Raw genomic sequence first — 25,242 nt, forward strand, 5'->3', positions numbered from 1 at the left:
ACGCATATGGGCAACGGGTCCGCGGCGGCGCCGCCGGTCATCGCGGTCGTCGGACCGACCGGGTCGGGGAAATCGGATCTGGCTGTCGCGCTGGCGCATCGGCTTGACGCCGAAATCATCAACGCCGATGCCATGCAGTTCTACCGCGGCATGGATATCGGCACGGCGAAGATCACCTTGGCCGAACGCCAGGGCATACCCCACCACCTGCTCGACATTCTTGATGTCCACCAGGAAGCCAGCGTCTCGGCGTTCCAGCAGCAGGCCCGTGCGGCAATCGCCGACATACATGGCAGAGCCCGGCGGGCCATTCTCGTCGGGGGATCCGGACTGTATGTCAGGGCGGCCCTGGATGTCATCGATTTCCCCGGAACCGATCCCGGGCTGCGCGGGCAACTCGAAGCACAGTTGGACGTGCAAGGCCTGCAGGCCATGCGGGAACGGCTGGCAGCTGTCGATCCGATGTCGGCGGCCCGTCTCGGGGATGCGCGACGGGTAGTGCGCGCCCTTGAAGTCCATGCTCTGACCGGACGGCCCTTCAGCTCATACATGCCTGACCGCCGATACTGGCAACCGGCCGTACAGATTGGTTTGGAGGTAGAGCGGGACGAGCTCAAGGAACGCTTGGCGCTGCGCGTCCATCGAATGGTCGAGCAGGGCCTGTTGGACGAGGTCCGTAGGCTGGAAGGGCACGGGTTACGGGACGGGAAGACGGCACCGCGCGCGTTAGGTTACTCACAGTTCCTGCAGGTCCTCGATGGGCAGCTTTCCATCCAAGGGGCGGTTGAGGAAACGATTGTGGCCACGCGCAAGTTTGCCCGCCGCCAACTGACCTGGTTCCGTGCCGACCCACGCATCCAGTGGCTGCCATGGAAGGACGAGCTCCTCGTGGACAAGGCGGTGGCTGAGGTCGCTAAGCTTGGACAGTGACCGATTCTTCCAGTGCAGCAATTCTGACTTCTCTCTCCGGGACCGCATTCTCGAAAGGTCATGGCACCGGCAATGACTTTGTCCTGATCGCCGATCCCGATGGGACACAAGAGATCGGTCCGGAAGCAGTGGCTGTCCTCTGCGACCGACACCAGGGCATCGGCGCTGACGGCCTGATCCGCGCTGTGCGCTCCAGGCATCTGGCCGAGGGCCGCGACCTGCTCGCGATCGCGCCCGAAGCCGAATGGTTCATGGACTACCGCAACGGGGACGGCTCCCTCTCGGAAATGTGCGGCAACGGCGTCCGTGTGTTCGTGCACTTCCTGATTGAGCAGGGCCTTGTCACATTGAGCGAGGGCCAGTCCCTGACCATCGGCACGCGCGCCGGACTCAAGGTCATTACCCGCTCCATAGACGGCTACGCAGTGGATATGGGGCCGTGGGAATTCATCTTTCCCGACCAGGCCGTCGCCAAAGCCATGGATTCCCTGGTCAATGCGGAGGGATTGGAGGTGCCGCGGCCGGCGCTGAGCATCAGCATGGGAAATCCGCATACCGTAGTTGCATTGGCTGAACTCGACGAGCTGGCGGCCACCAAGCTGTTCGAATCACCCGAAGTCGATCCGCTGCCCGCCAACGGCACCAATGTCGAATTCGTTGTTCCGGCCGAGCCACTGGTTCACGACGGCGCCGGACACATCACCATGCGGGTACACGAGCGCGGCGTCGGCGAAACACAATCATGCGGAACCGGGGCCTGCGCCTCGGCCGTGGCCATCAGGCATTGGGCTGGCGCAGGAGCACCGAACGAATGGCAGGTGCAGGTACCTGGCGGCACGGTACATGTCAGCTTCCTGCCCGGCATCGACGGCAAGGAACATGTACGGCTCAGCGGGCCGGCGGTTCTGGTGGCCAACGGGACCATCGCCTAGCTTCAGGCAGCCCGGGTGACCCGCAGGATTCTGAAGGCCTTCGCCGTGCTTTCGCGGCGTACAGAAAACTCCCCGGGAAGCTCGGCGGCCAACCAGCGCTGAAGCGAATCGGCCCCGAGATTCTTCTGCACCACCAACCATGCGTTTCCGCCGGGCGCCAGCCGCGGCAGCCACAGCATGAGCAGCGAGTGTAGCTCGCTCTTACCGATCCGGATCGGCGGATTGGACCAGATCGCATCAAAGCGCAGTTCAGGGTCCACTTCTTCAGGCAGGCAAGCGCGGACGTTCGCCAATCCGAGGGCGCGGGCGTTGTCGTTGGTCAAGGCGATGCAGCGGGTATTGACATCGACGGCGGTCACCGCTGCCCCGGGCGACTTCAAGGCAAGAGTGAGAGCGATCGGTCCCCAGCCGCAGCCAATATCCAGAAGGTTCCCGCCGGCAGGCGGTGCGGGCACGTCGGCCAGGAGAACCGCCGTCCCTTTATCGATGCCGTCCGGACTGAAAATGCCGTTGGACGTCGTTAGCCGGCGGGACTGTCCGTCCAACACCACGGTCAGAGGCTTGCGAATCTCGGGTTTTTCGGGCTCCGCACTGAAGTAATGATCTGTGGCCATAATCCGCCAGAGTAGTGCGCCGGGAGTGGAATGTGTATCTAGGCAGTCCTAAGGCGGGCCGACGTGCTGGTATGGTAGCTGCATGTGGAATAAGTGATTGTGCCGTTGCGGCAGCCCCGGCCCGCACCGAATCTTCTCTGCCGTTGAGCCCAGCTCCGAGGGAAGATGGCGCACGGTCCATCCGGAAACGTAAGCCAGTTCCTTCTTCCTTGAACCTGTGGCGGTGTGTGCCGCAGTTTTCCGTACTTCATTAGCCGAAGCCAAAGGCGGCGGCTCCCACCAGATTAATTGCCGGCGGCCGAGCGCTGCCCGTTGTCAGGAGGATTTCTTGGCCCCTCATCAACATAGACCGGCTGGCCCCTCGGTGCCCGAGGCCGCTGAGGTCTACGATAGAACTACAGACTTTTCAAAGGAGAGCATGTCCACCACTAGCAACAGCCAGCCCTCGCCGGAACCGGAGCTGAGCCCGGAGGAAATCCAGGCGGTCATCGACCGGATTCTGGCCAAGGATACTGCGGCACGGACGAAGTCCGGCGGTGTCAGAGGCAGGGCACAGGCCATCTCGACGTTGGACGAGGAACACTCGGAATTCGACGGCGAGCAACAGGACTTGGCCGAACGGCGTGCCTTGCGCCGTGTTGCAGGTCTTTCTACTGAACTCGAAGACGTTACCGAGGTCGAATACCGGCAGCTGCGGCTCGAACGAGTCGTCCTTGCCGGTCTCTGGACCGAAGGTACCGCCGACGACGCCGATAATTCGTTGCGTGAGCTTGCGGCGCTGGCAGAGACCGCCGGTTCCGAGGTGCTTGACGGTATAGTGCAGCGGCGGCTCAAGCCGGACCCCGGCACGTACCTTGGATCTGGCAAGGCGCAGGAACTGCGGGACATCGTGATGAGCACTGGCGCGGATACCGTCATTGTTGACGGCGAACTTTCTCCATCTCAGCGTCGCGGCCTGGAAGACATCGTCAAGGTCAAGGTGATCGACCGTACGGCACTGATCCTTGATATCTTCGCCCAGCATGCCAAGAGCCGCGAAGGCAAAGCGCAGGTGGAACTGGCCCAGCTCGAATACCTGCTTCCGAGATTGCGCGGCTGGGGCGAATCAATGTCCCGGCAGGCCGGTGGCCGGGTCGGTGCCGCCGGCGGCGGTATCGGTTCTCGCGGTCCCGGTGAAACTAAGATCGAGCTGGACCGCCGCCGGATTCGTACCCGTATGGCGAAGCTGCGTCGGGAAATCGCAGGGATGAAACCGGCCCGAGATACGAAGCGGGCCAATCGAAAACGCAATGCTGTTCCGTCCGTTGCCATAGTCGGCTACACCAATGCGGGCAAGTCGTCGTTGCTGAACCGTCTGACCAATGCGGGCGTCCTGGTGGAAAACGCGCTATTCGCCACGCTCGATCCCACCGTGCGGAAAGCTGAAACCGCGGATGGTCTTGGCTATACCCTGGCCGACACGGTTGGCTTCGTCCGCTCGCTGCCTACCCAACTGGTTGAGGCATTCCGCTCGACCTTGGAAGAGGCAGCGGATGCGGATCTCATCCTCCACGTTGTCGACGCTTCCCATCCGGATCCCGAAGGGCAGATTGCCGCCGTCCGGGAGGTACTTACTGAAGTCGACGCGCGAAAGCTCCCGGAAATCGTAGTCCTGAACAAGGCGGACGCAGCCGACCCGTTTGTCGTCGAGCGTCTTCGCCAGCGTGAACCGCGGCACGTGGTGGTTTCGGCGCGCACAGGTCAAGGAATTCCAGAACTGCTTGAGGCCATCAACGACGGAATTCCACGTCCAACGGTCAAGCTTGAATTGTTGATTCCGTATGACCGTGGCGAAGTCGTGAGCCGGCTACACAGCCCGGATGCGGAGATTCTCTCCGTCGAACATGTCGAAAACGGAACGAAGCTGGAAGTGAAGGTCCGCGAAGGGCTGGCTGCAGAGCTCGGACCCTTCCTCTATCGTGGTTGAGGCATCGTTGACCGAGAAGGAAGCGTTGCGTCTGCTTGACGTTGCGGTACGTGCCATGGGCGGGCAGAACCGCGCTGGGCAGCATGAGATGGCTGACCGCGTTGCTGAGGCATTCAGTAACGAAGAACATCTGCTTGTTCAAGCGGGTACGGGCACCGGCAAATCATTGGCGTATCTCATTCCCCTGATCGTCCATGCCCTTGAGAGCGAGAAGCCTGCGGTTGTTTCCACCGCGACACTGGCCTTGCAGTCACAGATCGTCAAACGCGACCTGCCGCGGCTGCTCGAGGCTATCTCGGACGAGCTGCCACGCCCGGTGGATGTAGCCCTCCTGAAGGGTCGCAACAACTACCTCTGCCGGCACAAACTTGCCGGTGGCTTCCCCGAGGAAGATGCTCCCGACGCTCTCTTCGCTCTTGGCGAGGATGCTGTACCGCATCCTGCCCCGGCAACCGCTGGCCCGGCCTACGGGCTGGGAAAAGAAGTGGTACGGCTGCGGGAATGGGCGGACGAGACTGACACCGGCGATCGGGATGAGATCGTGCCCGGCGTCAGCGATCGTGCCTGGCGTCAGGTTTCGGTGAGTTCTATGGAGTGCCTCGGAGCGCAGAAGTGCCCGATGGCGGCAGAGTGTTTCAGCGAGCAAGCCCGCACGAGGGCCGGTGAAGCGGACGTGGTGATCACCAACCATGCCCTGCTGGCTATCAACGCCTTTGAAGGCCTGTCGGTACTCCCGGAATACGACGTCGTAGTCATCGACGAAGCACATGAACTGCAGGACCGCGTCACCAGCGCGGTCGCCGGGCAACTCTCAGTGGCGATGGTGCATACAGCGGCGTCCATGGCCCGCAAGCATACTGCGGCCAGCGTCGAGTCGATCAACAGCGCAGCGAAGAGCCTTGAAGCGGCCTTGGCAGCCACCGCCACGGGCCTGATGGCCTCCGGGCTCCGTGACGATCATGAGATGGCTCTGACGCAGTTGCGTGAGGCCTGTCGGGTCGCACTTTCCGACTCCAAATCGGACACATCGAACAGTGTGGACGGTGGGCGGCAGCTGGCCCGCTCCAGGCTGACGGTCGTGCTAGAGGTATGCGACCGGATTCTCTCGGCGGCCCAGGCTCGGGAAGTCGTGTGGATTACCAGGCCTAGCAATTTCGCGTCCGGAACCGATTACGGGTCAGAAGACGATACGCAGCCCGCAACGGTCAACGTGGCACCCCTGTCCGTGGCTTCAAGGCTGCGCGAAGGTTTATTTGACGGCCACACAGTGGTTTTGACATCGGCGACGTTGGCCATCGGAAACGCTTTCGATGCGGTGGCCGGATCGCTGGGACTGATGGGGGCCGGTGCACCTGCATACTCGAGCGCAGACGTTGGAAGTCCGTTCGACTATCCGAAGCAGGGAGTGCTGTATGTGGCTTCGCACTTGCCGAAGCCTGAACGCGGAACCAGCGCGGAACAACTGGACGAGCTGGAGGCACTGCTGAAGGCCTCAGGAGGCGGGGCATTGTGTCTGTTCTCTTCCCGGCGGGCGGCCGAGGAAGCGGCAGCCGAAATGCGACGGCGGATCAGTAACGAAATCCTGTGCCAGGGTGAGTCGTCGATCGCTGCCTTGGTCAAACAGTTTGCGGCGGAGCCGGATACCTGCTTGTTCGGGACGATGACACTTTGGCAGGGTGTGGACGTACCCGGAGACGCCTGTAGGTTGGTCGTTATTGATCGGATTCCGTTTCCACGTCCGGATGACCCTCTCATGACAGCGAGGACCCGCTCGGTGGCGCAAGCCGGCGGCAACGGTTTTATGGCAGTCTCTGCTACCCACGCCGCAGTCCGCCTGGCTCAGGGAGCCGGGCGCCTTATTCGCGCCGCGGGCGATCGTGGCATGGTCGCAGTGCTGGATTCCCGCTTGGCGAACGCCCGTTATGGCAGTTTCCTCCGGTCTGCTTTGCCACCATTCTGGTCGACTAAGGACCGGAGCGTAGCGCTGCAGATCTTGGAACGGCTCTCAGCCCGTCAGCCGGGCTGATCCGCACTTCCCGCCATATGAGGCCGATGATATTACTGCGAGACTACAGACTCCGAAAGGCATACTGGATCATAGCGGGGAGGTCCCAAGCTTCACGGGTGGCCCTGCCATCGCACCCCTACCCGGGAAGGCCATGGGAGTGCGACGACGGGCGCCCACAGTAATCGCAGAAGACCCCGGCCCTTATGCTCCGGCCCGGCCGAAGAGATAGACATCAGCGCAAGGATCGTAAGGGCGCGGCGCAGCATCCAGCGGGAAAGTCCTGGCATGCCGGCACGGCGAGCCCGCCTCGGCGAAATGTATCCGTCTACAAAGTGCGCATCACTGAAACCACTTTGCCCATGACCGTTGCGTGGTCGCCGAGGATTGGTTCGTATTGGGTATTTTGTGGCAGCAACCATGTGTGGCCGTCCCGCTGCCGGAATGTCTTCACAGTTGCCTCGTCGTTGAGCAGGGCCGCAACAATATCTCCGTTGTTGGCGCTTTGCTGCCGTCGCACAACAACCCAATCGCCATCACAGATGGCTGCGTCGATCATGGAATCGCCGGAGACCCTGAGCATGAACAGCTCGCCATGGCCAACCAACTGTCTCGGAAGGGGCATAACGTCCTCGACGACCTGATCCGCCAGGATGGGGCCGCCGGCGGCGATGCGACCGACGAGAGGAACCATGGCGGTATCCGACGCACTGCCGAGATCTGAAACGTTGGAACCGTTGATACTTCGGACATTGTCCGCTTGTTCCATCCCGGCCATCTGGACAGCGCCGTCCTCCATCGTGAGCGGAGTCAGTACCTCCATGGCGCGGGGACGTTTGGGGTCACGACGGATGTATCCCATCTTTTCGAGTTGGATCAGTTGGTGGGTCACGCTGGACAGGCTCGCCAGTCCGACGGTGTCACCGATTTCCCTCATCGATGGCGGATAGCCGTTAGCACTTACGGATCTCTGGATGGTTTCAAGGATTTTCTTTTGGCGCGCAGTCAGGCCCTTGGACTGCCCTGCAGCCCGAGTCGGCTTTGTCTGTTTGCTGTCTGCTGTGGCAGCTGCTTTGGAAACGTTCTTCGACATGGCCCGGACTCCGGTTTCTCTGTCCAGTCCGATTCAGCAGTGCCGTGCCTGAATTCGAACCGGAATCTTATTTTGTCAGTGGCAGCTGATGGACTGCATGTACGGCCACCTTTGGTTTAACGCTAGGGGAGTCACGAGGAACTTTCAAACATTTGTTCTAGTGAGTCTCGACAATGTTCGATCATAAGTGCTAAAACTGTGGAAGAAGGATTCGAACGTAAATTCGAATAGGAAGATCTCGGACATCAGCGTTCGAAGATCGGGAAAGGTGTCAACATGTCTGCACAGCTCGCACCGCAGTCGCCTGCAGTACCGCGCCACGCTCAACCACTCCAGCTCACACGTCGTGGCCGTCTGCTGTTGATCGGCCTTCCGCTCATCCTGTCGGCTGCTGCTCTGTTGACGCTGATTGGCTTCTTTACTGCTCCCGCAATGGCCTCCAACAGCGACGGCCTAGGAGCTGGCGAGACGATTACTGTCACGGTCGGCTCCGGTCAGACCTTGTGGGAAGTCGCCAGTGCCGTTGCTCCTGAGCGGAATCCGCATGATGTGATTGCCGAGATTTCCCAATTGAACAACCTTCCGGGATCCATCGTGCAAGCCGGACAGCAACTTCATGTTCCCGTCAGCGGCACCGGCCAGCGGCCGTAATATGAGACCCTCCGGCTGGCCCGATTCCTGCCCCGGGCCGGCCGGAGCTTAAGCTTGATCGGTGAGTGACCAGCTAGAACGACTGAATCGCCTGCCTCTCAGGGAAAACCTTAGAGGGTTAGAACCATATGGCGCACCCCAGCTACATGTGCCGGTGCTGCTGAATGTTAACGAGAACACTCATCCACTTCCCGATAGTGTTCACAAGGCCATTGCGGCCGCCGTCGATGCGGCAGCCACGGGGCTGAACCGTTACCCGGACCGCGAATTTACACAGCTGCGGCAATCGTTGGCTCGTTATCTGGGCCATGGGCTAACGGAAGAAAACGTTTGGGCTGCCAACGGTTCGAACGAAGTCCTCCAGCAGATTCTGCAGGCTTTTGGCGGTCCGGGACGACGCCTACTCAGCTTCCCCCCTACATATTCGATGTATCCGTTGCTGGCAAGCGGCACAGACACTGAATATGTAACCGGCGCTCGCTCCGCCGACTTCAGTTTGACGGCCGAGGCAGCCGCGCGGGCAGTCAGGGAATCAGCCGCAAGTGTCGTCATTCTTTGTTCCCCCAATAACCCCACCGGGACAGCTCTGGGCCTGGATGTTGTAGAAGCTGTGTACGAGGCGGGGGCCGAATACAACACCATGGTGATTGTGGACGAGGCATATGCCGAGTTTTCCCACACCGGCACCCCCAGCGCTTTGGAATTGCTTCAGGGCAGGGAGCGTCTGATCGTTTCGCGAACCATGAGTAAGGCGTTCGCTTTAGCAGGGGCACGTGTCGGCTATCTGGCCGCTGCACCCGAAGTGACGGATGCCTTGCGCTTGGTCCGCCTGCCGTACCACCTGTCCGCCATCACCCAGGCAACTGCCGTTGCAGCCCTAGACCATGCGGATGCGCTGTTGGCCAACGTTGAAGACATCAAGGGCCAGCGTGACAGGATCGTGGCCGAACTCACGGATATGGGTCTGCGTCCCGCGCCCTCGGATTCGAATTTCGTATTCTTCGGGGGAGTAGCCAATCCGCACGCAGTGTGGCAGGGTTTGCTCGACGCCGGGGTGCTCATCCGTGACGTGGGGATTCCGGGCCATCTTCGGGTTACTGCCGGCACTGAGGCGGAGACCACTGCGTTCCTGAACCGCCTGCGCGAGCTTGTCTGAGCGATTTCTCCTAGACTGATATAAGAGGCGCACGTCTTCGTGGACAGCCAAAATCGATTTTCTTCAAAGGACTCCAATGACCGTGGACATTGCCACCGGACGCACCGCGCGCCTTGAACGCACTACAAGTGAATCCTCCGTCCTGGTGGAACTGAACCTCGATGGCACGGGCCAATCCGATATCAGCACGACCGTGCCGTTCTATGACCACATGCTCACGGCGCTGGCTAAGCACTCGCTGATAGATCTGACGGTAAAGGCATCCGGCGATACCCATATCGACGTCCACCACACCGTTGAAGACGTCGCGATCACCCTGGGGGAGGTCCTTAAGAGCGCCCTCGGCAACAAGGCAGGAATCAGGCGGTTCGGCGAGGCCACGGTCCCGCTGGATGAAGCCATTGCCAACGCAGTGGTAGACATTTCCGGACGCCCTTATCTGGTGCACGACGGGGAACCTGCCGGCCAGGAGTACCACCTGATTGGCGGTCACTTCACGGGTTCGCTGACGCGCCACGTCTTCGAGGCCGTCACCCTGCATGCACAGATTTGCCTGCATATGCGGGTCTTGGGCGGCAGGGACCCGCACCACATTGTTGAGGCGCAGTTCAAGGCTTTTGCGCGGGCGTTACGTGCTGCTATCGAACCTGACCCGCGGGTGGAAGGTATTCCCTCCACGAAGGGGGCCTTGTGAAATCAGCCCCAAAAATCACCGTCCTCGACTATGGATCCGGCAACGTCCGGTCCGCCGTGCGCGCGCTTGAGCATGTCGGCGCGGAAGTAACGCTGAGTCATGCCTCCGAGGATGTTCTCAATGCGGACGGCCTGCTGGTTCCCGGCGTCGGCGCTTTCGCCGCTGTCATGGAGCAGCTGAAGAAGGTGGATGCTTTGCGCTGGATTGGGCGCCGCGTTGCCGGAGGCAGGCCAGTCCTGGGCATCTGCGTCGGTCTCCAGGTGTTGTTCGAGGAGGGTGTTGAACACGGCGTCAGTACCCCGGGTATGGGGGAGTGGCCCGGAACGGTGGAGCGTCTTGCTGCCGATGTTGTACCGCACATGGGGTGGAACACCGTTGAGCCCCCAGAAGGCAGCCGCCTATTTGCAGGTATCGAGGATGAGCGCTTCTATTTCGTCCACTCCTATGGAGTGCAGCGCTGGGACTTCGATGTGTCCCAGCCGGCCATGACCCCGCCGCAGGTGACCTGGTCCGAACACGGAGGAAGGTTCATCTCCGCTGTCGAAAACGGCCCCCTTTGCGCCACGCAGTTCCACCCGGAAAAGTCAGGCGATGCCGGAGCTGAACTGCTGCGCAACTGGCTCCGGACGCTGGGCTAGACATGTGGAGCATCGTGCTCATGGGTGTCGCCGGACTGCTTATCGGCGGCGCCATATCCTTCCGCAGCCAGAAAGCTCCGAAGGCTATTGTCATTAGCTTCTGGGTCTTAGCCGGAATGTCACTGCTAGCCGCTTACCTGCTCACACTCGGCCCGTCCGAGTAGAACTGTTCAACCAACCCAGAAAGCAGATATACCGAATGACTACAGACAACGCCCCGATTCTGGAACTGTTACCCGCAGTGGACGTTGCCGATGGCCAGGCCGTCCGCCTCGTTCAGGGCGAGGCCGGCAGCGAAACCAGCTACGGCGATCCATTGGACGCTGCGATGGCTTGGCAGAACGACGGCGCTGAGTGGGTCCACCTGGTAGATCTGGACGCCGCCTTCGGCCGCGGTTCGAACTCCGAATTACTCCAGCGCGTCGTCAAGGAACTCTCCATCAAGGTTGAGCTTTCGGGAGGTATCCGGGATGACGCCTCCTTGGAGCGAGCGCTGGAACTCGGCGCAGCTCGCGTGAATCTCGGCACTGCTGCGCTGGAGAATCCTGAATGGACCGCCCGGGCGATCGACCGATTCGGCGACGCCATCGCCGTCGGGCTTGATGTACGCGGCACGACGTTGGCAGCGCGCGGGTGGACCAAGGAGGGCGGCGATCTGTGGGAGGTGCTGGCTCGTCTCGAGGATGCCGGCTGCGCACGCTATGTTGTTACCGACGTGACCAAAGACGGTACCCTCAAGGGCCCGAACATCGAGCTGCTGCAGGAAGTAGCCGCGCGAACGGAAAAGCCGGTCGTTGCCTCCGGTGGAATTTCAAGTCTCGATGATCTTGTCGCCCTGCGTGCTCTGGTGCCGCACGGTGTTGAAGGCGCGATTGTGGGTAAAGCACTCTACGCTGGTGCCTTTACCTTGCCGCAGGCTCTGGATACCGCCGGCCGTCGCTGACCGAAGTGGAAAAGCGAGAGCTTCCCGGACACATAGCGGCGGCGCTGGCAGGTGCCGGCGGAAGCACCGACTCCGCTGGACGGTCCTGGGAAGGACGGGACCTGAGCGGCCAGGGCAATCCGCTGCATAATTTCGGCCAGGACGACGGCACCGCCGACGCTGCTTACACTGAAGCATTGTCCGCGCTCATCGACGGCAGCGGTGGCGAAGCGGATGTTGTCCGCGCTCTGGCGACGGCGCGTGTCTTTGTACCGATTGTCACGCAGTTGGCAGAGGAAGAAGCCGGTGTCCACGGACTGTCTGCGGACAAACAGGCGGACATGGCGCTCGTGACGGTGCAGGCTCCGGATGGTCGACGCGCGCTACCCGTGTTTACCTCCATCGCCGCCTTGGAAGCCTGGCATTCGGAGGCGCGGCCTGTGGCTGTCTACGCCGCACGTGCCGCACTTTCCGCGGTCGCCGAGAAGGCGGAACTGCTTGTTGTTGATCCTGGTGCTGAACTTACTTTCGTCGTTCGTCGGCCGGCCATGTGGGCGCTGGCCAAACAGCAGGAATGGGTGCCGTCCTACGAAGACGAATGGTTGACGGGGATCGTTTCGCAGGCAGTCGCGGTGGAGTCCGATATCAGCAGTGTCGGTCTGGCGCCCGGCGGAGGAATCGGGGCAAAAACCGCCACCGGCAAGATTGTTGCCGGTGGCGGAGCCGGTCCTGAACTGCGGCTCGTGCTCAAGGTTCGTGAGGGCCTTGGGCGGGCGGAACTGCAGGCCTTGGCGGCACGTTTGCAGCGGAGGCTGGGGGGCGACCCGGACTTTATGGAGCGGGTGGACTCCCTGGAGATCAGCTTCACCCGATAATAAAAGTTCGACGCCGGAGCGAGACTCCGGCGTCGAACTTGATATAGACGAGCCAGACTCAGCTGACCGGGCCGGTGTATTTTTCGCCCGGGCCCTTGCCCGGTTCGTCCTGAATCGTCGATGCTTCCCGGAATGCCAGCTGCAGGGAACGCAGTCCATCCCGCAACGGACCGGCATGCTGACTGCCAATTTCCGGTGCGGCAGCGGTCACGAAGCCTGCCAAGGCCGTAATCAGTTTCCGCGCCTCGTCCAGATCTTTGAGCTCTTCGGCATCGTCGCCGGCGGCCAAGCCGCATTTGACGGCCGCGGCGCTCATAAGGTGGACAGCGGCGGTGGTGATGACCTCTACCGCCGGAACTTCGGCGATGTCGCGCATCTGGGTCAGGACTTCCTGCTCCTGAGTGCTGGCTCCGGGCTCGGAACCCGCGGCGGATTCGAAACTGTGGCGGTGGTCTGTTTCTGGGGCAGGATTGTTATCTGGCGTGCTCATACTGGTAAGCTTGTCACAGACCGATTGATTCAAGTTATTTTCGTGCCCAAAAGCACACGGCATTACAGGCCGGCGGAAGCAACCCGAATCAATATGCAAGCGGAGACCTCTCCCACCTGTTGGCATGGATATTCCAGAGCTGCCGGGTTCCTGGTCGGCATGTTCATTGTCGCAGTCTTGTCGGACAGCGAGGATGAACAGGAAGCGCCCGTCGTGCGGTGTCGTTTCCCAGCCGACGTTCGAGGCCTTCGATTGCGCGTGCAATCGGAGGCCTTCTTTTATTGCAGGCGGTACTCGTTACCAGAACAACAGGAGCAACACATTAGCGAGCCACGAATCAATGATCGGATCCGCGTCCCTGAGGTGCGGTTGGTAGGACCGGCTGGAGAACAAGTCGGTATTGTCCGTATTGAGGACGCCCTGCGTCTGGCCTCCGAGTCGGATCTGGATCTTGTTGAGGTCGCACCGCAGGCCAAGCCTCCGGTGTGCAAGCTCATGGATTTTGGCAAGTATAAGTACGAAGCTGCAGTCAAGGCCCGTGAAGCGCGCAAGAACCAGACGAATACGGTCCTCAAGGAGATCCGTTTCCGACTGAAGATTGACAAGCACGACTACGAAACCAAGCGTGGTCACGCTATGCGTTTCCTCGGTGCCGGGGACAAGGTCAAGGCCATGATCCAGTTCCGTGGCCGTGAGCAGCAGCGCCCGGAGATGGGTATTCGCCTGCTCCAGAAGTTCGCTGATGATGTCGCCGAGGTCGGCGTGGTCGAATCCAGCCCTCGCATTGACGGCCGCAACATGGTGATGGTTATCGGACCGCTTAAGAACAAGGCTGAGGCCAAGGCAGAAGCGCGTCGGGCAGCCCAGAAAGCCGAAGCAAAGGCAGCCAACGAAGCCAAGAAGGAGCGCGTAGACGTTTCCTCGGATCAGGCTCCGATGACCCAGAGCTTGGGCGATCTGTTGCCCGAAGAGCTGACCAAGGCCGCCGCAGAGCCGACTCCTTCTGAGGCGACGGCAGAAGCTGCACCCGTGCAGGAGGCGCCCGAGGAAGAGGCGCAGGCTCTCGAGGTCGAGGCTCCGGAACCGAAGGCTGCCCCGGCTAAGGCCGAGACTCCGGCGCCTAAGACTGAAGCTCCGGCAGCGAAGGTTGCACCGGCCGAGGCGGAAGCTCCGGCAGCGAAGGCTGCCCCGGCTAAGGCTGAGACTCCGGCGCCTAAGACTGAAGCTCCGGCAGCGAAGGTTCTGCCGGCTCAGGCGGAAGCTCCGGCAGCGAAGGTTGCGCCGGCTCAGGCGGAAGCTCCGGCACCGAAGCCCGCAGCTAAGGCTCCGGCTCCGATGCCGAAGCCCATGGCCAAGCCGAAACCTGCCGCGGCCAAGGCGCCTGCCAAACCTGCAGCACCCAAGCCTTCCGGCCGGAGCAGCTCCAAGAGCTGAACCACGCCGGGTTTCATCTGGTACCGGTTGCAGCTTGCATCCGGTGTCCGGCAGACATGTACACCGCCGGTACCCGAATCGGGTACCGCATGAACCGATGGCCTTATGGCCGGAGGAAGACGTAAGGAGAACGGCAGCTATGCCGAAGCAGAAGACCCACAGTGGCGCCAAGAAGCGCTTCAAGCTCACCGGTACGGGCAAGCTCAAGCGGCAGCAGGCTAACCGCCGTCACTACCTGGAGCACAAGGCTTCCACTCTCACGCGCCGTTTGGCCAGCGACAAGATCGTGGCTCCGGCTGATGTGAAGAACATCAAGAAGATGCTGGGCATCTAGCTCTTCCTTCTGATTCACGGTGGGATCATCCGGTCCGCCACATCTTTTCAACTAGCTCCCAAGCCTGAGGAACAACAACTCCGGCTTCTGGGTATCAACACTTAAGGAGTACGCACGTGGCACGTGTGAAGCGGGCGGTTAATGCCCATAAGAAGCGCCGGGTAATCCTGGAACGCGCAAAGGGATACCGCGGACAGCGGTCCCGTCTCTACCGCAAGGCCAAGGAACAGCTGCTGCACTCGTTCGTGTACAGCTATGGCGACCGTCGCAAGCGCAAGGGTGACTTCCGCCGTCTCTGGATCCAGCGCATCAACGCTGCCTCCCGCGCCAACGGCCTGACCTACAACCGCCTTATCCAGGGCCTGAAGGCCGCCGAGGTCCAGGTTGACCGTCGCATGCTTGCCGAGCTGGCTGTTTCGGATGCCAACGCATTCGCTGCCCTGGTTCAGATCGCCAAGAATTCCCTCCCCGCTGACACCTCCGCTCCTGCAGTTGCTGAGGCAAAGCCGGCCGTTAAGAAGGCTGAAGCTGCCAAGGCTGCGAAGAAGGCCGAGACGGCCCCCGCAAAGGCCGAAAAGAGCGAAGCTGCTGCCGCTGAGAACACCGAAGCTCCCGCCGGTGCTGTTCTTGTGGTTGACGGTCAGCCCGCCCCCGAGGGATTCACCATCAAGGGCAACGCTGAGTCCAACAAGTACCACGTTCCGGGCTCCACCTGGTACGAGCAGACTGCTGCGCAGTACTGGTTTGACTCTGTTGCGTCCGCCAAGGCTGCCGGCTACGAGCCTGCAGGTGGCGAGGCACGCCAGAAGATCGCCGAGTAAGACTGCCGTTTCAAGCAGCATCTGCGGTGACGCTATAGTCGCTTTATGAGCACTACTGGGCGCCCGCAAGCCGTTATGTCGAACCCCCGAGCAGATCGGGTCAAAGACGTAGCCAAGCTTGCCGGGCGCTCAGTGCGTTTAAAGCGCAGGCAGTTCCTGGCCGAAGGTCCGCAGGCAGTCCGCGAAGCATTGGCTGCGCACCGTGCCGCTGCCGTCCCCGGTGGAAGGGGCGTCGTAGTTGAAGTATTCGCGACCGAACCGTGTCTCGAACGGCTGCCCGAATTGGCCGACCTCGCAGCCGGGGTCCCTCTGAGGTACGCCACCGAGGAAGTTGTATCTGCCATGGCAGATACAGTCAGCCCGCAGGGCATCGTCGCCGTCTGCAATTTCCTGGACCGGCCCCTGAGGGACGTATTGGCGGCAGGCCCGAAGCTGCTGGCAGTCATGTGCCGTGTCCAGGATCCTGGCAACGCAGGGACGGTTCTCCGCGCGGCCGATTCCGCCGGGGCCGATGCGGTGATCCTCACTGAGGGAAGCGTTGACATCTACAATCCGAAAGCTGTCCGCTCGACCGCCGGATCGCTCTTCCACCTGCCCATCGTCACGGGTCAGGATTTCATCCCGCTCACCGATGAGCTCCGCAAGCACGGCCTTGCTCTGCTGGCTGCCGATGGGTACGGAAACGTAGATCTCGATCGGCTGCAGGACCAAAGCGCCGGGCGCCGGCTCAAGGGCGGAGGTGATGTCGACGTCGTGGGTGCAGAATTGAAGATGCCGCGCCTCGAGGAAGCGACCGCATGGTTCTTTGGCAATGAGGCAAAGGGGCTATCGACCGCTGAACTGGATGCGGCGCAATGGCGTGTCGCCGTACCGATTTACGGGGAAGCCGAAAGTCTCAATGTTGGAACCGCAGCGACAGTTTGTTTGTATGCCTCGGCCCGGGCGCAGCGGGATCGGTATAGCTTTGAGGAAACTGAGAATCTAGAAACCCAGCGTCTAGAAACGGAGTAGCCATGGCAGCCGGCGGAGGTACCAAGGCGATTATTGCGGCCTTGACGGCGAACCTGACCATCGCGGTTCTGAAATTCGTGGCCTATGTTCTCACCGCTTCATCCTCGATGCTGGCAGAGGCGATACACTCCGTGGCCGACTCGGGGAACCAGGTACTGCTCCTCGTCGGCGGTAAACGTGCCGCCCGGCAGGCCAGCCCGCAGCATCCGTTCGGATACGGCCGGGACCGTTACATTTACGCTTTCATTGTCTCGATCGTACTCTTCAGCGTCGGCGGGCTCTTTGCGCTGTACGAGGCATACCACAAGTGGCAGGACCCGCATCCTATTGAAGGCGTCTGGTGGTGGGTTCCGCTCGCTGTCCTGATCGGTGCGATCATCGCGGAATCGTTTTCCCTCCGCACCGCCATCGTCGAGTCGAACCACGTCCGTGGAAAGAAGAGTTGGGTCCAGTTCGTCCGCAACGCCAAGTCGCCGGAGCTTCCGGTCATCCTGCTCGAGGACATAGGGGCATTGCTGGGGCTGGTCTTCGCACTCTTTGGCGTCAGCCTGACTCTGCTGACCGGCGACGGGGTCTGGGACGCTGTTGGCACGGCAATGATCGGCCTGCTGCTGGTGGTAATCGCTGTCGTCCTGGCGATCGAAACAAAGTCGCTGCTTCTGGGGGAGTCTGCGACCAAGGAACACATCAGGCTGATTGAAGAGGCAATCGGCGCCGACAACGAGACCAGAATCATTCACCTGAAGACGATGCACTTGGGCCCCGAGGAGTTGCTGGTGGCTGCGAAGGTCACTATCGCACACAGCGAATCAGGCCGCGAGATCGCCGAAACGATCGATGCCGCGGAGCAGCGGATCCGTGAGGCTGTGCCGATTGCCCGCGTGATCTACTTGGAGCCGGATATCTTCCGGGCGGAGAGAGCATCAGCGGCTTCGGAAGCAACAGGAGCCTGACCGCGGCGATCAAGGAGGCCGGAAATAGCGGCAACCGCCAGTCCGAGGAACGCCAATCCGGCGCCGACGAGGGCAGGGGCTTTGAATCCCCAGCCGGCGGCGATGACGGCCCCGCCGAGGAAGGCACCCAGTGCGTTCGCCATGTTGAGGGCCGAATGGTTCAGCGAGGCAGCCAGTGTCTGTGCATCGGGTGAGGCATCCATCAGGCGGGTCTGCAGCCCCGGGATCAGACTGGAGCCTGCGGCGCCAAGCAGGAAGACGAGCGGGATCGCCAGCCAGGGGATGCCGGCAGCGGCCCAGAACAGCACCAGCACGATAATGATCGCCGTCATGACTATGTAGATGCTGCCCATAACCGAGCGGTCGGCAAGCCGGCCACCAATAAGGTTTCCGGCGACCATGCCGAGGCCGTACAGTCCCACGATCAGCGGCAGTGCGGATTCGGGTACGCCCGTGACATCCGTCATGGTTGGGCTGATATACGAATACACCGCGAAAAAACCGCCGAAGCCGACGATGCCGATGAGCAAAGCCAGCCAGACCTGGATGCGTTTGAGTGCGCTGAGCTCCTTGCGGATGCTCGCTTCCGCATGAGTAGGAGTGAATGGGACGAAACGCTGGAGGAGGAGCAGGGTAATGACGCCCATGATGCCCACGGCCACGAACATGAGCCGCCAGCCGTATTGCTGGCCAAGCCAAGTAACCAGCGGAACTCCGACCACGTTAGCCACAGAAAGCCCCAGCATGACGGCGGCCACGGCCTGGGCGCGCTTGGCCGGGGCAACAAGGGAGGCCGCGATGACGGCAGCGACGCCGAAATAGGCGCCGTGGGGGAGACCGGACAGGAAGCGGGTCAGGAGCATGGTTGTGTAATCCGCCGCCACCACCGACGAGAGGTTGCCGATGGTGAACAACCCCATGAGTCCCAGAACCATGTATTTGTGCGGAACTCTGGCACCGAGTGCGGCCAGGATGGGCGCACCCACGACCACGCCCAGGGCGTAGGCCGAGATCAGCTGGCCGCTCTGGGGAATGCTGATTTGCAGACCTTCAGCCACGTCCTGCAGCAGGCCCATGATGGCGAATTCCGTTGTTCCAATACCAAATCCGCCCGCGGCCAGGGCAATGATCGCCCAGACAACATGGGTGCTGTCACCGGGTTGTCTGACGGGTCGGACGGATTTGGAAGTCATGAATGCAGAAGCTCTCGGTCGAAGTCAGGCAGCCAGCAGGCGGAGGTATAGGCGCAAGGCTTCTGCCGGCAGATGGTGGGAATGCAACGCGCCGACGTCGTTGTCCATTTCCACTCTAACCGAGGCGGCGGGCCGTCTCCGGGGAGTCGTTGCACAGTCGGTAGACTCGGTTCCGTGGAACAGCCTCTAAAACAGATCGTCGGAGCCGCGATTCTGGACTCTCTTTCGAAGCCTTCCGAGCTCCTGGTCGCCCGGAGAACGGCACCGGAATCCTTGGCCGGCCTATGGGAATTTCCGGGAGGCAAGGTGGAGCCGGGAGAGAGCTGCGAAGATGCACTACTGCGTGAAATCCGCGAAGAGTTAGGTGTCGACGTCGAGCTCGGCACGGAGGTCCTAGGTCCGCTGGAACAGGGCTGGCAGCTCAACGATGCTGCCACGATGCGGGTCTGGAACGCGCGAATTCTCGACGGCGAACCTCGCCCGCTTGAGGACCATGACGAGCTGCGGTGGGTGCCCTTGCGGCACGCGGAACTCAATGCCCTGCCTTGGATTCCAGCCGATCTTCCGATCATCATGGCTGTCCTGGAGTCGGTTGATCAGGCGGACATCGCTCGATCCTGAACGAATGGGTACGGTGAACTGAACGAAGGAGCCGGGGGAAGATGGGGCCAGTGTCTGGGTAGGCATTTTGCTGTTCGGGCTGCTGGTAGTTCTCCTCGGGCTGCTGGCACATTTCGGAGTCTGGCGCAATTGGTGGACGCGGATCCACATGACAACCGGCTATCCGACGTTCGCAGGCTTCTTCGTCGGACTCTTACTCCTGCTCCTGACCGCTTACCGGACCGTACAGGAGATCGACGCCGCAGTGCTGACGGTCGTTTACGGACTGCTGCTCGCCGCCCTGCTGGTGGCAGGGATCACAGTATGGTTCTGGCTGCCCGCCGCCGTGCTGCCGACATGGTTGAGAGGGCAGAAGCGGGCCGAAGGCGAAGCTCGCATACGCACGGCCGTACCGGACACCCAGTGGGGTTACAGGCTCCCGGCCCGCTAGAGGATGGAGACGGCCGCTGACTGAGCCACCACAAATTTGCCTCTACGACTTTCCGGGAGGGTGCCCGACGGTCAGAAAAGCGTGGGCTGCAGGGCCGGCGACGCCTCCGGCGTTGTCGCTCCAGCGGCCGGAGCCTGCTCCTCGGCTGCCGGGGCGGCCGTGCGGACGCGCAGATGGGCGGCGCCGCCGGATAGTGCGTACCGGGTTTTGAGCTTTGCCACCCGTCCTGCCAGCCACTGGCGGTAGTCCTTGGACGCGTAAGTGCCGCCGTTGTAAAGTCCGTCGTACCTGCCTACAAGCTGCGGGTATTCCCTACCCAGCCACTGCAGATACCACTCCCGCGCACCTGGGCGCAGGTGCAGGGCGCCCGCTGTGACGCCCGACGCTCCAGCGGCAGCCAGCTGGGAGAACAATCGGTCCAGATGCTCGTCCCCGTCGGTTAGCCACGGCAGGATTGGCATGGCCATGACGTTGCAATTAAAGCCTGCGTCCGCAACCGCCTTGATGAGGTCCAGCCGGGCCTTGGGCGTGGGTGTCCCTGGCTCGACCTGCTGCTGAAGCCGTGTATCCGCAAAAGCAAGAGACACGCCGATTCCAATGTCCACGCTTTCGGCGGCCTTGGCCAGGAGCGGCAGGTCCCGCTTGAGCAGGGGCCCCTTGGTGAGGACGGAGAACGGCGTTCCGGATTCGGCAAGAGCTTCGATAATGCCGGGCATGAGTTTGTAGCGGCCCTCGGCACGCATGTAGGGATCCGAGTTTGTTCCCAGCGCAACTGGTTGCCGTTTCCACGATGGCCGGGCCAGCTCGCGGCGAAGCACTTCCACGATGTTTGTCTTGACGATGATCTGGGTGTCAAAGTCCCGCCCGGCATCCAGATCCAAGTACTCATGGGTCTTGCGCGCAAAGCAGTAGGTGCATTGGTGCAGGCAGCCGCGGGTGGGATTGATGGTCCATTCGAACGGCATGGCCGACTGCGCGGGAACTTTGCTGAGTGCGGATTTGCAAACAATTTCGTGGAAGGTGACCCCGCTGAACTCGGGGGTTTGCGTGGAGCGCACCAGGCCTGCCATCTTCGCAAGGCCCGGCAAAGCCAGATCATCAACAGAATCCAAAGCTTGCCCGTCCCAACGCATAAAGCAATTCGAACACACGTTCGAGGTATTCTGCAAGGGCTGCCCGGATCCGTCCTAGTCCCTCGTGCGTCGGCGCCGTAGTGGCCGCTCGGAATAACCGCCTTCACGCAGGCCTGCCCACCGTTCGAAGATATTGCGCGAGGCCGGATCGCCAGTCCGCAGCAGCGACCAGAGCGCGGCCGCGCCGTACAGCGGCAGGAAGGGCAGTCCCAGGCAGCACGCGTACTGGGTGCTGTGGCGTGCCTCGTGGCCCATCAGGACCGGATTGGCCGCCAGATGCGCGGCCGTCGGGCGGAGCAGCACTACGTTTCCCAGCGTGAAGGCCGCTGCTTTCGGCGCCGGCCAGGTGTAACCCTGCGCAACAAGCAGGCCGCGGGGGCCATGCTGAAGGGAACAGTCCGCGGCCTTGGCGACGGCGAGCCCCACCAGGGTGGAGAGGTTGATCAGGTTCAGGAAGCGGCGCAGGCGCTCACCGGCGGTCATGCCAACATCATAGGTTCTGCACGTGCAGCGCCTCCCGGAGGGCGCGTCTGCTCATAGCTGGCAACTGGCATGCGCTCCCTCGATGCCGGAGGTGTGGGCACTGTCCACTAGACTGTTTGTGCTGAGACATGACCGAAGTGCCGGGCACCTGAAGCGCTGCAATAGCGTATTCGAGGCACCTGTTCATGAGCCGAAGACACACCTGCATACAGAATCAATAGGTAAGAACATACATGTCTGAAACCACATTGGGGACTGAGACCCCGCAGGCCGCCGCTGTGCCGCATCCGCTGGACGAGGCTGCCATTGGCGCCGCCGTCGAGCAGGCGCTGGCCGCGATTGCCGCTGCCGCCAACCTTGAAGAGCTGAAGGCTGCCCGCATCGCCCACACCGGTGAGAAGTCGCCGCTGAGCCTGGCCAACCGCGAGATCGGCAAGCTCGTCAAGGAAGAAAAGGCTGCGGCCGGCAAGCTCGTGGGCCCGGCGCGAGGACGGCTGAACAAGGCGCTGGCTACCCGCACCGAGGAGCTCGAAGCGGAGCGGGATGCACAGATCCTCGTGGATGAGGCCGTGGACGTTACGGCCGCCCCGCGCCGTCGTCGTGCTGGTGCCAGGCACCCGTTGTCCATCCTGCAGGAACGCGTGAGCGACATCTTCGTCGGGATGGGCTGGGAAATCGCCGAAGGTCCCGAGGTGGAGTCCGAGTGGTTCAATTTCGACGCGCTGAACTTCAAGCCGGACCACCCCGCGCGGGAAATGCAGGACACCTTCTTCGTGGAGCCGCCGGAAGCCCACCTGCTGATGCGCACGCATACCTCTCCGGTCCAGGTCCGCTCCATGCTGGAGCGCGAGGTGCCGATTTACGTGCTGTGCCCGGGGAAGGTGTTCCGGACCGACGAACTGGACGCCACCCATACACCCGTGTTCCACCAGTTCGAAGGCCTGGCCATCGACAAGGGCCTGAGCATGGCTGACCTGCGCGGGACGCTGGAGCATTTCGCCCGGCAGATGTTCGGCGCCGACGCCAGCATCCGGCTGCGCCCGAACTTCTTCCCCTTCACCGAGCCTTCCGCGGAGCTGGACATCTGGCATCCGGGTGCCAAGGGCGGCCCGCAGTGGATCGAGTGGGGCGGCTGCGGCATGGTGCACCCCAACGTGCTGCGCGCGGCCGGAATCGATCCGGAGGTCTATTCGGGCTTCGCCTTCGGTATGGGCATCGAACGCACGCTGATGTTCCGCAACGAGGTCGGCGACATGCACGACATGATTGAAGGCGATGTACGGTTCAGCGAACACTTCGGGATGGAGATCTAAGTAATGCGTATCCCACTTTCCTGGTTGCGCGAGTATGCCCAGGTACCGGCGGAAGCAACCGCTGAAGATGTCATGGCCGAGCTGGTCAAGGTCGGTCTCGAAGAGGAGGACGTCCACCGTCCGCTCGACGAACTGAAGGGCCCGGTGGTCGTCGGGCAGGTGCTCTCGGCCGAAAAGGAACCGCAGTCCAACGGCAAGACCATCAACTGGTGCCAGGTCCGCGTGGTGCCGGAGGGCCAGGAGCAGACCCTGACCGGAGACGGCATTGACCCCTCCGGCGTGCAGGGCGTTGTCTGCGGCGCGCACAACTTCGAGCCGGGGGACAAGGTTGTCGTCACCCTGCCCGGCGCCGTGCTGCCCGGTGACTTCAGGATCACCCCGCGCAAGACCTATGGCCACGTTTCCGCCGGCATGATCGCTTCCGTGCGCGAGCTCGGCATCGGCGATGACCATGACGGCATCCTGGTGCTCGGCACCTTGGGCCTGGATCCCGAAATCGGGGCGGACGCCCTCGAGGTGCTCAGCCTCTATGACGAGGCAGCCGAGATCAACGTGACCCCGGACCGCAGCTACTGCTTCTCCATCCGTGGTGTGGCCCGCGAATTCGCCCATGCTACGGGTACCGAGTTCAAGGACCCGGCAGCCGCCGTCGTCGTCGATCCTTCCAGCGGTCCCGGCTACCCGGTGCGACTGGAAGACCAGGCACCCATCTACGGCAAGCCCGGCTGCGACAGGTTTGTCGCCCGCACGGTGCGCGGCGTGGACCCCACCCGGCCGACGCCGACCTGGATGGCTTCGCGCCTGCGCCTGGCCGGCATCCGTTCCATCTCGCTAGTGGTGGACATCTCAAACTACGTGATGCTCGAGCTGGGCCAGCCGCTGCACTTCTACGATCTGGACCGGCTCCAGGGCGATATTGTGGTGCGCCGCGCCAACGCGGGGGAGACGCTGCGGACGCTCGACGACAAGGTGCGCAAGCTGGATCCCGAGGACCTGCTGATCACCGACGCGTCCGGCGCCATCGGCATCGCCGGCGTGATGGGCGGAGCGGCCACCGAAGTATCGGACAGCACGGTCAACGTGCTCATCGAAGCGGCCCACTTCGAAGAGGTCAGCATCTCCCGCTCCCGCCGCCGCCACAAGCTCCCCTCCGAGGCGTCCAAGCGCTTCGAGCGGGGCGTGGACTGGCAGGTTGCCGACGAGGCCGCGCAGCGCGCCGTGGACCTGCTGACCGAGCTGGCCGGCGGTACCGCTGACACCACGGTGACCGACGCCGGGCAGGAACCGGCCGCCGTCGTTATTGATTTGCCGGCGGGCTTTGCCGCCGAACGGATCGGCATCGACTTCACCGAGGAGCAGATCACCGTGGCGCTCACGGACCTGGGCGCGGACGTTGAAAAGTACGACGGCGGGTACAAGGTGACGGCGCCGAGTTGGCGCCAGGACCTGGAGATCAAGGAAGACCTGGCTGAAGAGATCGCGCGTCTGGTCGGCTACGACCAGATCCCGGCGACCCTGCCGGTGGCGCCTCCCGGGCGCGGCCTGACCCGCGTGCAGCAGCAGCGCCGGCGCGTCATGCAGGCGCTCGCGGACGCGGGCCTGACCGAGGTGCTTTCCTACCCGTTTGTCACCAAGGCGGCGAACGACAGCTTCGGTGCCGCGGCGGACGGCGAGGAACGCAGCGCGCTCAAGCTGGCCAACCCGCTCAGCGATGAGCATGGCTACCTGCGGACCTCCGTGCTGCCGGGGCTGCTGGAAACGGCGCGCCGGAACCACTCCCGCGGCTTCCGCGACCTGGCCCTGTACGAGGCCGGGCTGGTCTTCCTGCCCAACGGCCGCCTCGGCTCGGCGGAGATCCCGCCGCTGGGCGTACGCCCGTCGGAAGACGTGCTGGACGAGCTGTACTCGGGCATTCCCGAGCAGCCGCTGCACCTGGCGGCTGTCTTCATGGGTCACGATTCGCCCGCCGGTGCCAACCACACCCCGCGCCCCTGGGACTGGGCAGACGCGCTGGATGCTGCGCGACTGGTGGGCGACGTGCTCGGCGTCGAACTGGTGGTGGAGCAAGGTTCGCACCAGGCCTTCCACCCAGGTCGTACGGCGAGGATCTCGCTGCGCAACGGCCAGAGCGTGGGCTACGCGGGTGAACTGCACCCCAAGCTGCTCGCCGCGCAGGACCTGCCGGAACGCACGGTCGCGCTGGAGCTCAACGCGGATGCGCTCTTCGAGGCCGCCCCGGACGTCATTGTCGCCAAGCACCTTTCCACCTACCCGGTGGCCACGCAGGACGTGGCGCTGGTGGTGGATGCGGACACGGCGGCCGAGGCGGTGCGGGAGACCCTGCGCGAGGGCGCCGGCGAACTGCTGGAGGACATCGCGCTCTTCGACGTGTACGCCGGCACAGGCATTGAAGACGGCAAGAAGTCCCTGGCCTTCGGGCTGCGCTTCCGCGCCGATGACCGCACGCTGACGGCCGATGAGGCCTCGGAGGCCCGGGCCGCCGCGGTGGCTCTGGCCGCCGAACGGTTCGGCGCCGTCCAGCGTTAAGCA

General features: G+C 62.6%; 25 protein-coding genes and 1 pseudogene. 20 read left to right on the top strand and 6 right to left on the bottom strand.

Annotation, left to right across the window (positions count from 1 at the left end):
* Positions 1–6 precede the first annotated feature (6 nt).
* Together miaA and dapF are read left to right on the top strand one after the other, a co-directional pair.
* Positions 7–930 (top strand): tRNA (adenosine(37)-N6)-dimethylallyltransferase MiaA, encoded by a 924-nt coding sequence (gene miaA, locus AC3A4M_RS18430; RefSeq protein WP_498737550.1) that lies wholly within the window; start codon positions 7–9, stop codon positions 928–930.
* Positions 927–1,862: a diaminopimelate epimerase gene (gene dapF, locus AC3A4M_RS18435; protein WP_498737551.1), complete on the top strand. Its 936-nt coding sequence runs from the start codon at positions 927–929 to the stop codon at positions 1,860–1,862. The genes miaA and dapF overlap by 4 nt, the downstream gene beginning before the upstream one ends.
* 2 nt (positions 1,863–1,864) lie before the next feature.
* Here dapF and AC3A4M_RS18440 read toward each other — a convergent pair whose 3' ends face one another.
* The gene (locus AC3A4M_RS18440) at positions 1,865–2,476 is read right to left on the bottom strand and encodes a class I SAM-dependent methyltransferase (protein ID WP_498737553.1); all 612 of its coding nucleotides are present in this window, start codon (positions 2,474–2,476) and stop codon (positions 1,865–1,867) included.
* Between the two features lie 418 nt (positions 2,477–2,894).
* Here AC3A4M_RS18440 and hflX point away from each other — a divergent pair, with 418 nt between their 5' ends.
* Complete coding sequence (hflX, locus tag AC3A4M_RS18445) at positions 2,895–4,442, top strand: GTPase HflX (RefSeq protein ID WP_498737555.1); 1,548 nt, start codon at positions 2,895–2,897, stop codon at positions 4,440–4,442.
* Positions 4,435–6,468 (top strand): ATP-dependent DNA helicase, encoded by a 2,034-nt coding sequence (locus AC3A4M_RS18450; RefSeq protein WP_498737557.1) that lies wholly within the window; start codon positions 4,435–4,437, stop codon positions 6,466–6,468. Before hflX ends, AC3A4M_RS18450 begins: the two co-directional genes overlap by 8 nt.
* Before the next feature lie 307 nt (positions 6,469–6,775).
* Here AC3A4M_RS18450 and lexA read toward each other — a convergent pair.
* Positions 6,776–7,462, bottom strand: a pseudogene (gene lexA / locus AC3A4M_RS18455) (transcriptional repressor LexA); the annotation flags it as partial.
* A 354-nt stretch (positions 7,463–7,816) separates the two neighbouring features.
* Between lexA and AC3A4M_RS18460 the strand changes: the two are divergent.
* The 7 genes from AC3A4M_RS18460 to AC3A4M_RS18490 all read left to right on the top strand — a co-directional run bounded on the left by AC3A4M_RS18460 (position 7,817) and on the right by AC3A4M_RS18490 (position 12,476).
* Positions 7,817–8,191 carry a LysM peptidoglycan-binding domain-containing protein gene (locus AC3A4M_RS18460; RefSeq protein ID WP_498737559.1) on the top strand — a complete coding sequence of 125 codons (375 nt, stop codon included), beginning with the start codon at positions 7,817–7,819 and terminating at the stop codon, positions 8,189–8,191.
* 61 nt (positions 8,192–8,252) lie between these two features.
* On the top strand, positions 8,253–9,347 hold the full coding sequence (locus tag AC3A4M_RS18465) for a histidinol-phosphate transaminase (protein WP_498737561.1): 1,095 nt from the start codon (positions 8,253–8,255) through the stop codon (positions 9,345–9,347).
* Positions 9,348–9,423: 76 nt separating this feature from the next.
* Positions 9,424–10,041, top strand: a complete 618-nt coding sequence (hisB, locus tag AC3A4M_RS18470; protein WP_169996336.1) for an imidazoleglycerol-phosphate dehydratase HisB — start codon at positions 9,424–9,426, stop codon at positions 10,039–10,041.
* Complete coding sequence (hisH, locus tag AC3A4M_RS18475) at positions 10,038–10,679, top strand: imidazole glycerol phosphate synthase subunit HisH (RefSeq protein WP_139006014.1); 642 nt, start codon at positions 10,038–10,040, stop codon at positions 10,677–10,679. The genes hisB and hisH overlap by 4 nt, the downstream gene beginning before the upstream one ends.
* Before the next feature lie 2 nt (positions 10,680–10,681).
* Positions 10,682–10,843 carry a CG2302 family histidine operon protein gene (locus tag AC3A4M_RS18480; protein ID WP_170837974.1) on the top strand — a complete coding sequence of 54 codons (162 nt, stop codon included), beginning with the start codon at positions 10,682–10,684 and terminating at the stop codon, positions 10,841–10,843.
* A 35-nt stretch (positions 10,844–10,878) separates the two neighbouring features.
* The gene (gene priA / locus AC3A4M_RS18485) at positions 10,879–11,622 is read left to right on the top strand and encodes a bifunctional 1-(5-phosphoribosyl)-5-((5-phosphoribosylamino)methylideneamino)imidazole-4-carboxamide isomerase/phosphoribosylanthranilate isomerase PriA (RefSeq protein ID WP_498728535.1); all 744 of its coding nucleotides are present in this window, start codon (positions 10,879–10,881) and stop codon (positions 11,620–11,622) included.
* A gap of 5 nt (positions 11,623–11,627) precedes the next feature.
* Positions 11,628–12,476 carry an SseB family protein gene (locus tag AC3A4M_RS18490; RefSeq protein ID WP_498737564.1) on the top strand — a complete coding sequence of 283 codons (849 nt, stop codon included), beginning with the start codon at positions 11,628–11,630 and terminating at the stop codon, positions 12,474–12,476.
* A 58-nt stretch (positions 12,477–12,534) separates the two neighbouring features.
* On the opposite strand, the gene AC3A4M_RS18495 is transcribed toward AC3A4M_RS18490, so the two are convergent.
* Complete coding sequence (locus tag AC3A4M_RS18495; RefSeq protein ID WP_498728533.1) at positions 12,535–12,966, bottom strand: DUF1844 domain-containing protein; 432 nt, start codon at positions 12,964–12,966, stop codon at positions 12,535–12,537.
* A gap of 363 nt (positions 12,967–13,329) precedes the next feature.
* Here AC3A4M_RS18495 and infC point away from each other — a divergent pair, with 363 nt between their 5' ends.
* From infC to AC3A4M_RS18520, 5 genes are all read left to right on the top strand, one after another.
* The gene (infC, locus tag AC3A4M_RS18500) at positions 13,330–14,400 is read left to right on the top strand and encodes a translation initiation factor IF-3 (RefSeq protein ID WP_498737566.1); all 1,071 of its coding nucleotides are present in this window, start codon (positions 13,330–13,332) and stop codon (positions 14,398–14,400) included.
* Positions 14,401–14,539: 139 nt separating this feature from the next.
* The gene (rpmI, locus tag AC3A4M_RS18505; RefSeq protein ID WP_074702678.1) at positions 14,540–14,734 is read left to right on the top strand and encodes a 50S ribosomal protein L35; all 195 of its coding nucleotides are present in this window, start codon (positions 14,540–14,542) and stop codon (positions 14,732–14,734) included.
* Between the two features lie 116 nt (positions 14,735–14,850).
* Positions 14,851–15,555, top strand: a complete 705-nt coding sequence (gene rplT, locus AC3A4M_RS18510; RefSeq protein WP_498728531.1) for a 50S ribosomal protein L20, sunset domain variant — start codon at positions 14,851–14,853, stop codon at positions 15,553–15,555.
* Positions 15,556–15,600: 45 nt separating this feature from the next.
* Complete coding sequence (locus AC3A4M_RS18515) at positions 15,601–16,566, top strand: TrmH family RNA methyltransferase (protein WP_498728530.1); 966 nt, start codon at positions 15,601–15,603, stop codon at positions 16,564–16,566.
* A gap of 2 nt (positions 16,567–16,568) precedes the next feature.
* Positions 16,569–17,519, top strand: a complete 951-nt coding sequence (locus AC3A4M_RS18520; RefSeq protein ID WP_498737569.1) for a cation diffusion facilitator family transporter — start codon at positions 16,569–16,571, stop codon at positions 17,517–17,519.
* On the opposite strand, the gene AC3A4M_RS18525 is transcribed toward AC3A4M_RS18520, so the two are convergent.
* Complete coding sequence (locus AC3A4M_RS18525; RefSeq protein WP_498737571.1) at positions 17,453–18,712, bottom strand: MFS transporter; 1,260 nt, start codon at positions 18,710–18,712, stop codon at positions 17,453–17,455. The two genes, AC3A4M_RS18520 and AC3A4M_RS18525, sit on opposite strands and share 67 nt — an antisense overlap.
* A gap of 174 nt (positions 18,713–18,886) precedes the next feature.
* Here AC3A4M_RS18525 and AC3A4M_RS18530 point away from each other — a divergent pair, with 174 nt between their 5' ends.
* A complete protein-coding gene (locus AC3A4M_RS18530; RefSeq protein ID WP_498737573.1) occupies positions 18,887–19,333 on the top strand; it encodes a (deoxy)nucleoside triphosphate pyrophosphohydrolase in 447 nt (148 codons plus the stop codon).
* 148 nt (positions 19,334–19,481) lie between these two features.
* A complete protein-coding gene (locus tag AC3A4M_RS18535) occupies positions 19,482–19,763 on the top strand; it encodes a hypothetical protein (RefSeq protein ID WP_498737575.1) in 282 nt (93 codons plus the stop codon).
* 71 nt (positions 19,764–19,834) lie between these two features.
* On the opposite strand, the gene AC3A4M_RS18540 is transcribed toward AC3A4M_RS18535, so the two are convergent.
* Entirely contained in the window at positions 19,835–20,896 is a 1,062-nt protein-coding gene (locus tag AC3A4M_RS18540) for an Rv2578c family radical SAM protein (protein ID WP_498737577.1), read from the bottom strand.
* Positions 20,897–20,950: 54 nt separating this feature from the next.
* On the bottom strand, positions 20,951–21,379 hold the full coding sequence (locus tag AC3A4M_RS18545) for a hypothetical protein (RefSeq protein WP_498737579.1): 429 nt from the start codon (positions 21,377–21,379) through the stop codon (positions 20,951–20,953).
* A 233-nt stretch (positions 21,380–21,612) separates the two neighbouring features.
* Between AC3A4M_RS18545 and pheS the strand changes: the two genes are divergently transcribed.
* Both pheS and pheT read left to right on the top strand, forming a co-directional pair.
* Complete coding sequence (pheS, locus tag AC3A4M_RS18550; protein WP_498737581.1) at positions 21,613–22,692, top strand: phenylalanine--tRNA ligase subunit alpha; 1,080 nt, start codon at positions 21,613–21,615, stop codon at positions 22,690–22,692.
* 3 nt (positions 22,693–22,695) lie between these two features.
* Entirely contained in the window at positions 22,696–25,239 is a 2,544-nt protein-coding gene (gene pheT, locus AC3A4M_RS18555) for a phenylalanine--tRNA ligase subunit beta (protein WP_498737583.1), read from the top strand.
* Positions 25,240–25,242 lie beyond the last annotated feature (3 nt).

Source organism: Arthrobacter sp. Soil_C_60 (assembly GCF_057656375.1).

Excerpts from the sequence above, each read along its gene's own strand:
- miaA (WP_498737550.1), top strand. The coding sequence starts at position 7 with ATGGGCAACGGGTCCGCGGCGGCGCCGCCGGTCATCGCGGTCGTCGGA.
- AC3A4M_RS18440 (WP_498737553.1), bottom strand. The coding sequence starts at position 2,476 with ATGGCCACAGATCATTACTTCAGTGCGGAGCCCGAAAAACCCGAGATT.
- hflX (WP_498737555.1), top strand. The coding sequence starts at position 2,895 with ATGTCCACCACTAGCAACAGCCAGCCCTCGCCGGAACCGGAGCTGAGC.
- AC3A4M_RS18460 (WP_498737559.1), top strand. The coding sequence starts at position 7,817 with ATGTCTGCACAGCTCGCACCGCAGTCGCCTGCAGTACCGCGCCACGCT.
- hisB (WP_169996336.1), top strand. The coding sequence starts at position 9,424 with ATGACCGTGGACATTGCCACCGGACGCACCGCGCGCCTTGAACGCACT.
- AC3A4M_RS18480 (WP_170837974.1), top strand. The coding sequence starts at position 10,682 with ATGTGGAGCATCGTGCTCATGGGTGTCGCCGGACTGCTTATCGGCGGC.
- priA (WP_498728535.1), top strand. The coding sequence starts at position 10,879 with ATGACTACAGACAACGCCCCGATTCTGGAACTGTTACCCGCAGTGGAC.
- AC3A4M_RS18495 (WP_498728533.1), bottom strand. The coding sequence starts at position 12,966 with ATGAGCACGCCAGATAACAATCCTGCCCCAGAAACAGACCACCGCCAC.
- rpmI (WP_074702678.1), top strand. The coding sequence starts at position 14,540 with ATGCCGAAGCAGAAGACCCACAGTGGCGCCAAGAAGCGCTTCAAGCTC.
- AC3A4M_RS18515 (WP_498728530.1), top strand. The coding sequence starts at position 15,601 with ATGAGCACTACTGGGCGCCCGCAAGCCGTTATGTCGAACCCCCGAGCA.
- AC3A4M_RS18520 (WP_498737569.1), top strand. The coding sequence starts at position 16,569 with ATGGCAGCCGGCGGAGGTACCAAGGCGATTATTGCGGCCTTGACGGCG.
- AC3A4M_RS18525 (WP_498737571.1), bottom strand. The coding sequence starts at position 18,712 with ATGACTTCCAAATCCGTCCGACCCGTCAGACAACCCGGTGACAGCACC.
- AC3A4M_RS18535 (WP_498737575.1), top strand. The coding sequence starts at position 19,482 with ATGACAACCGGCTATCCGACGTTCGCAGGCTTCTTCGTCGGACTCTTA.
- AC3A4M_RS18540 (WP_498737577.1), bottom strand. The coding sequence starts at position 20,896 with ATGCGTTGGGACGGGCAAGCTTTGGATTCTGTTGATGATCTGGCTTTG.
- AC3A4M_RS18545 (WP_498737579.1), bottom strand. The coding sequence starts at position 21,379 with ATGACCGCCGGTGAGCGCCTGCGCCGCTTCCTGAACCTGATCAACCTC.
- pheS (WP_498737581.1), top strand. The coding sequence starts at position 21,613 with ATGTCTGAAACCACATTGGGGACTGAGACCCCGCAGGCCGCCGCTGTG.
- pheT (WP_498737583.1), top strand. The coding sequence starts at position 22,696 with ATGCGTATCCCACTTTCCTGGTTGCGCGAGTATGCCCAGGTACCGGCG.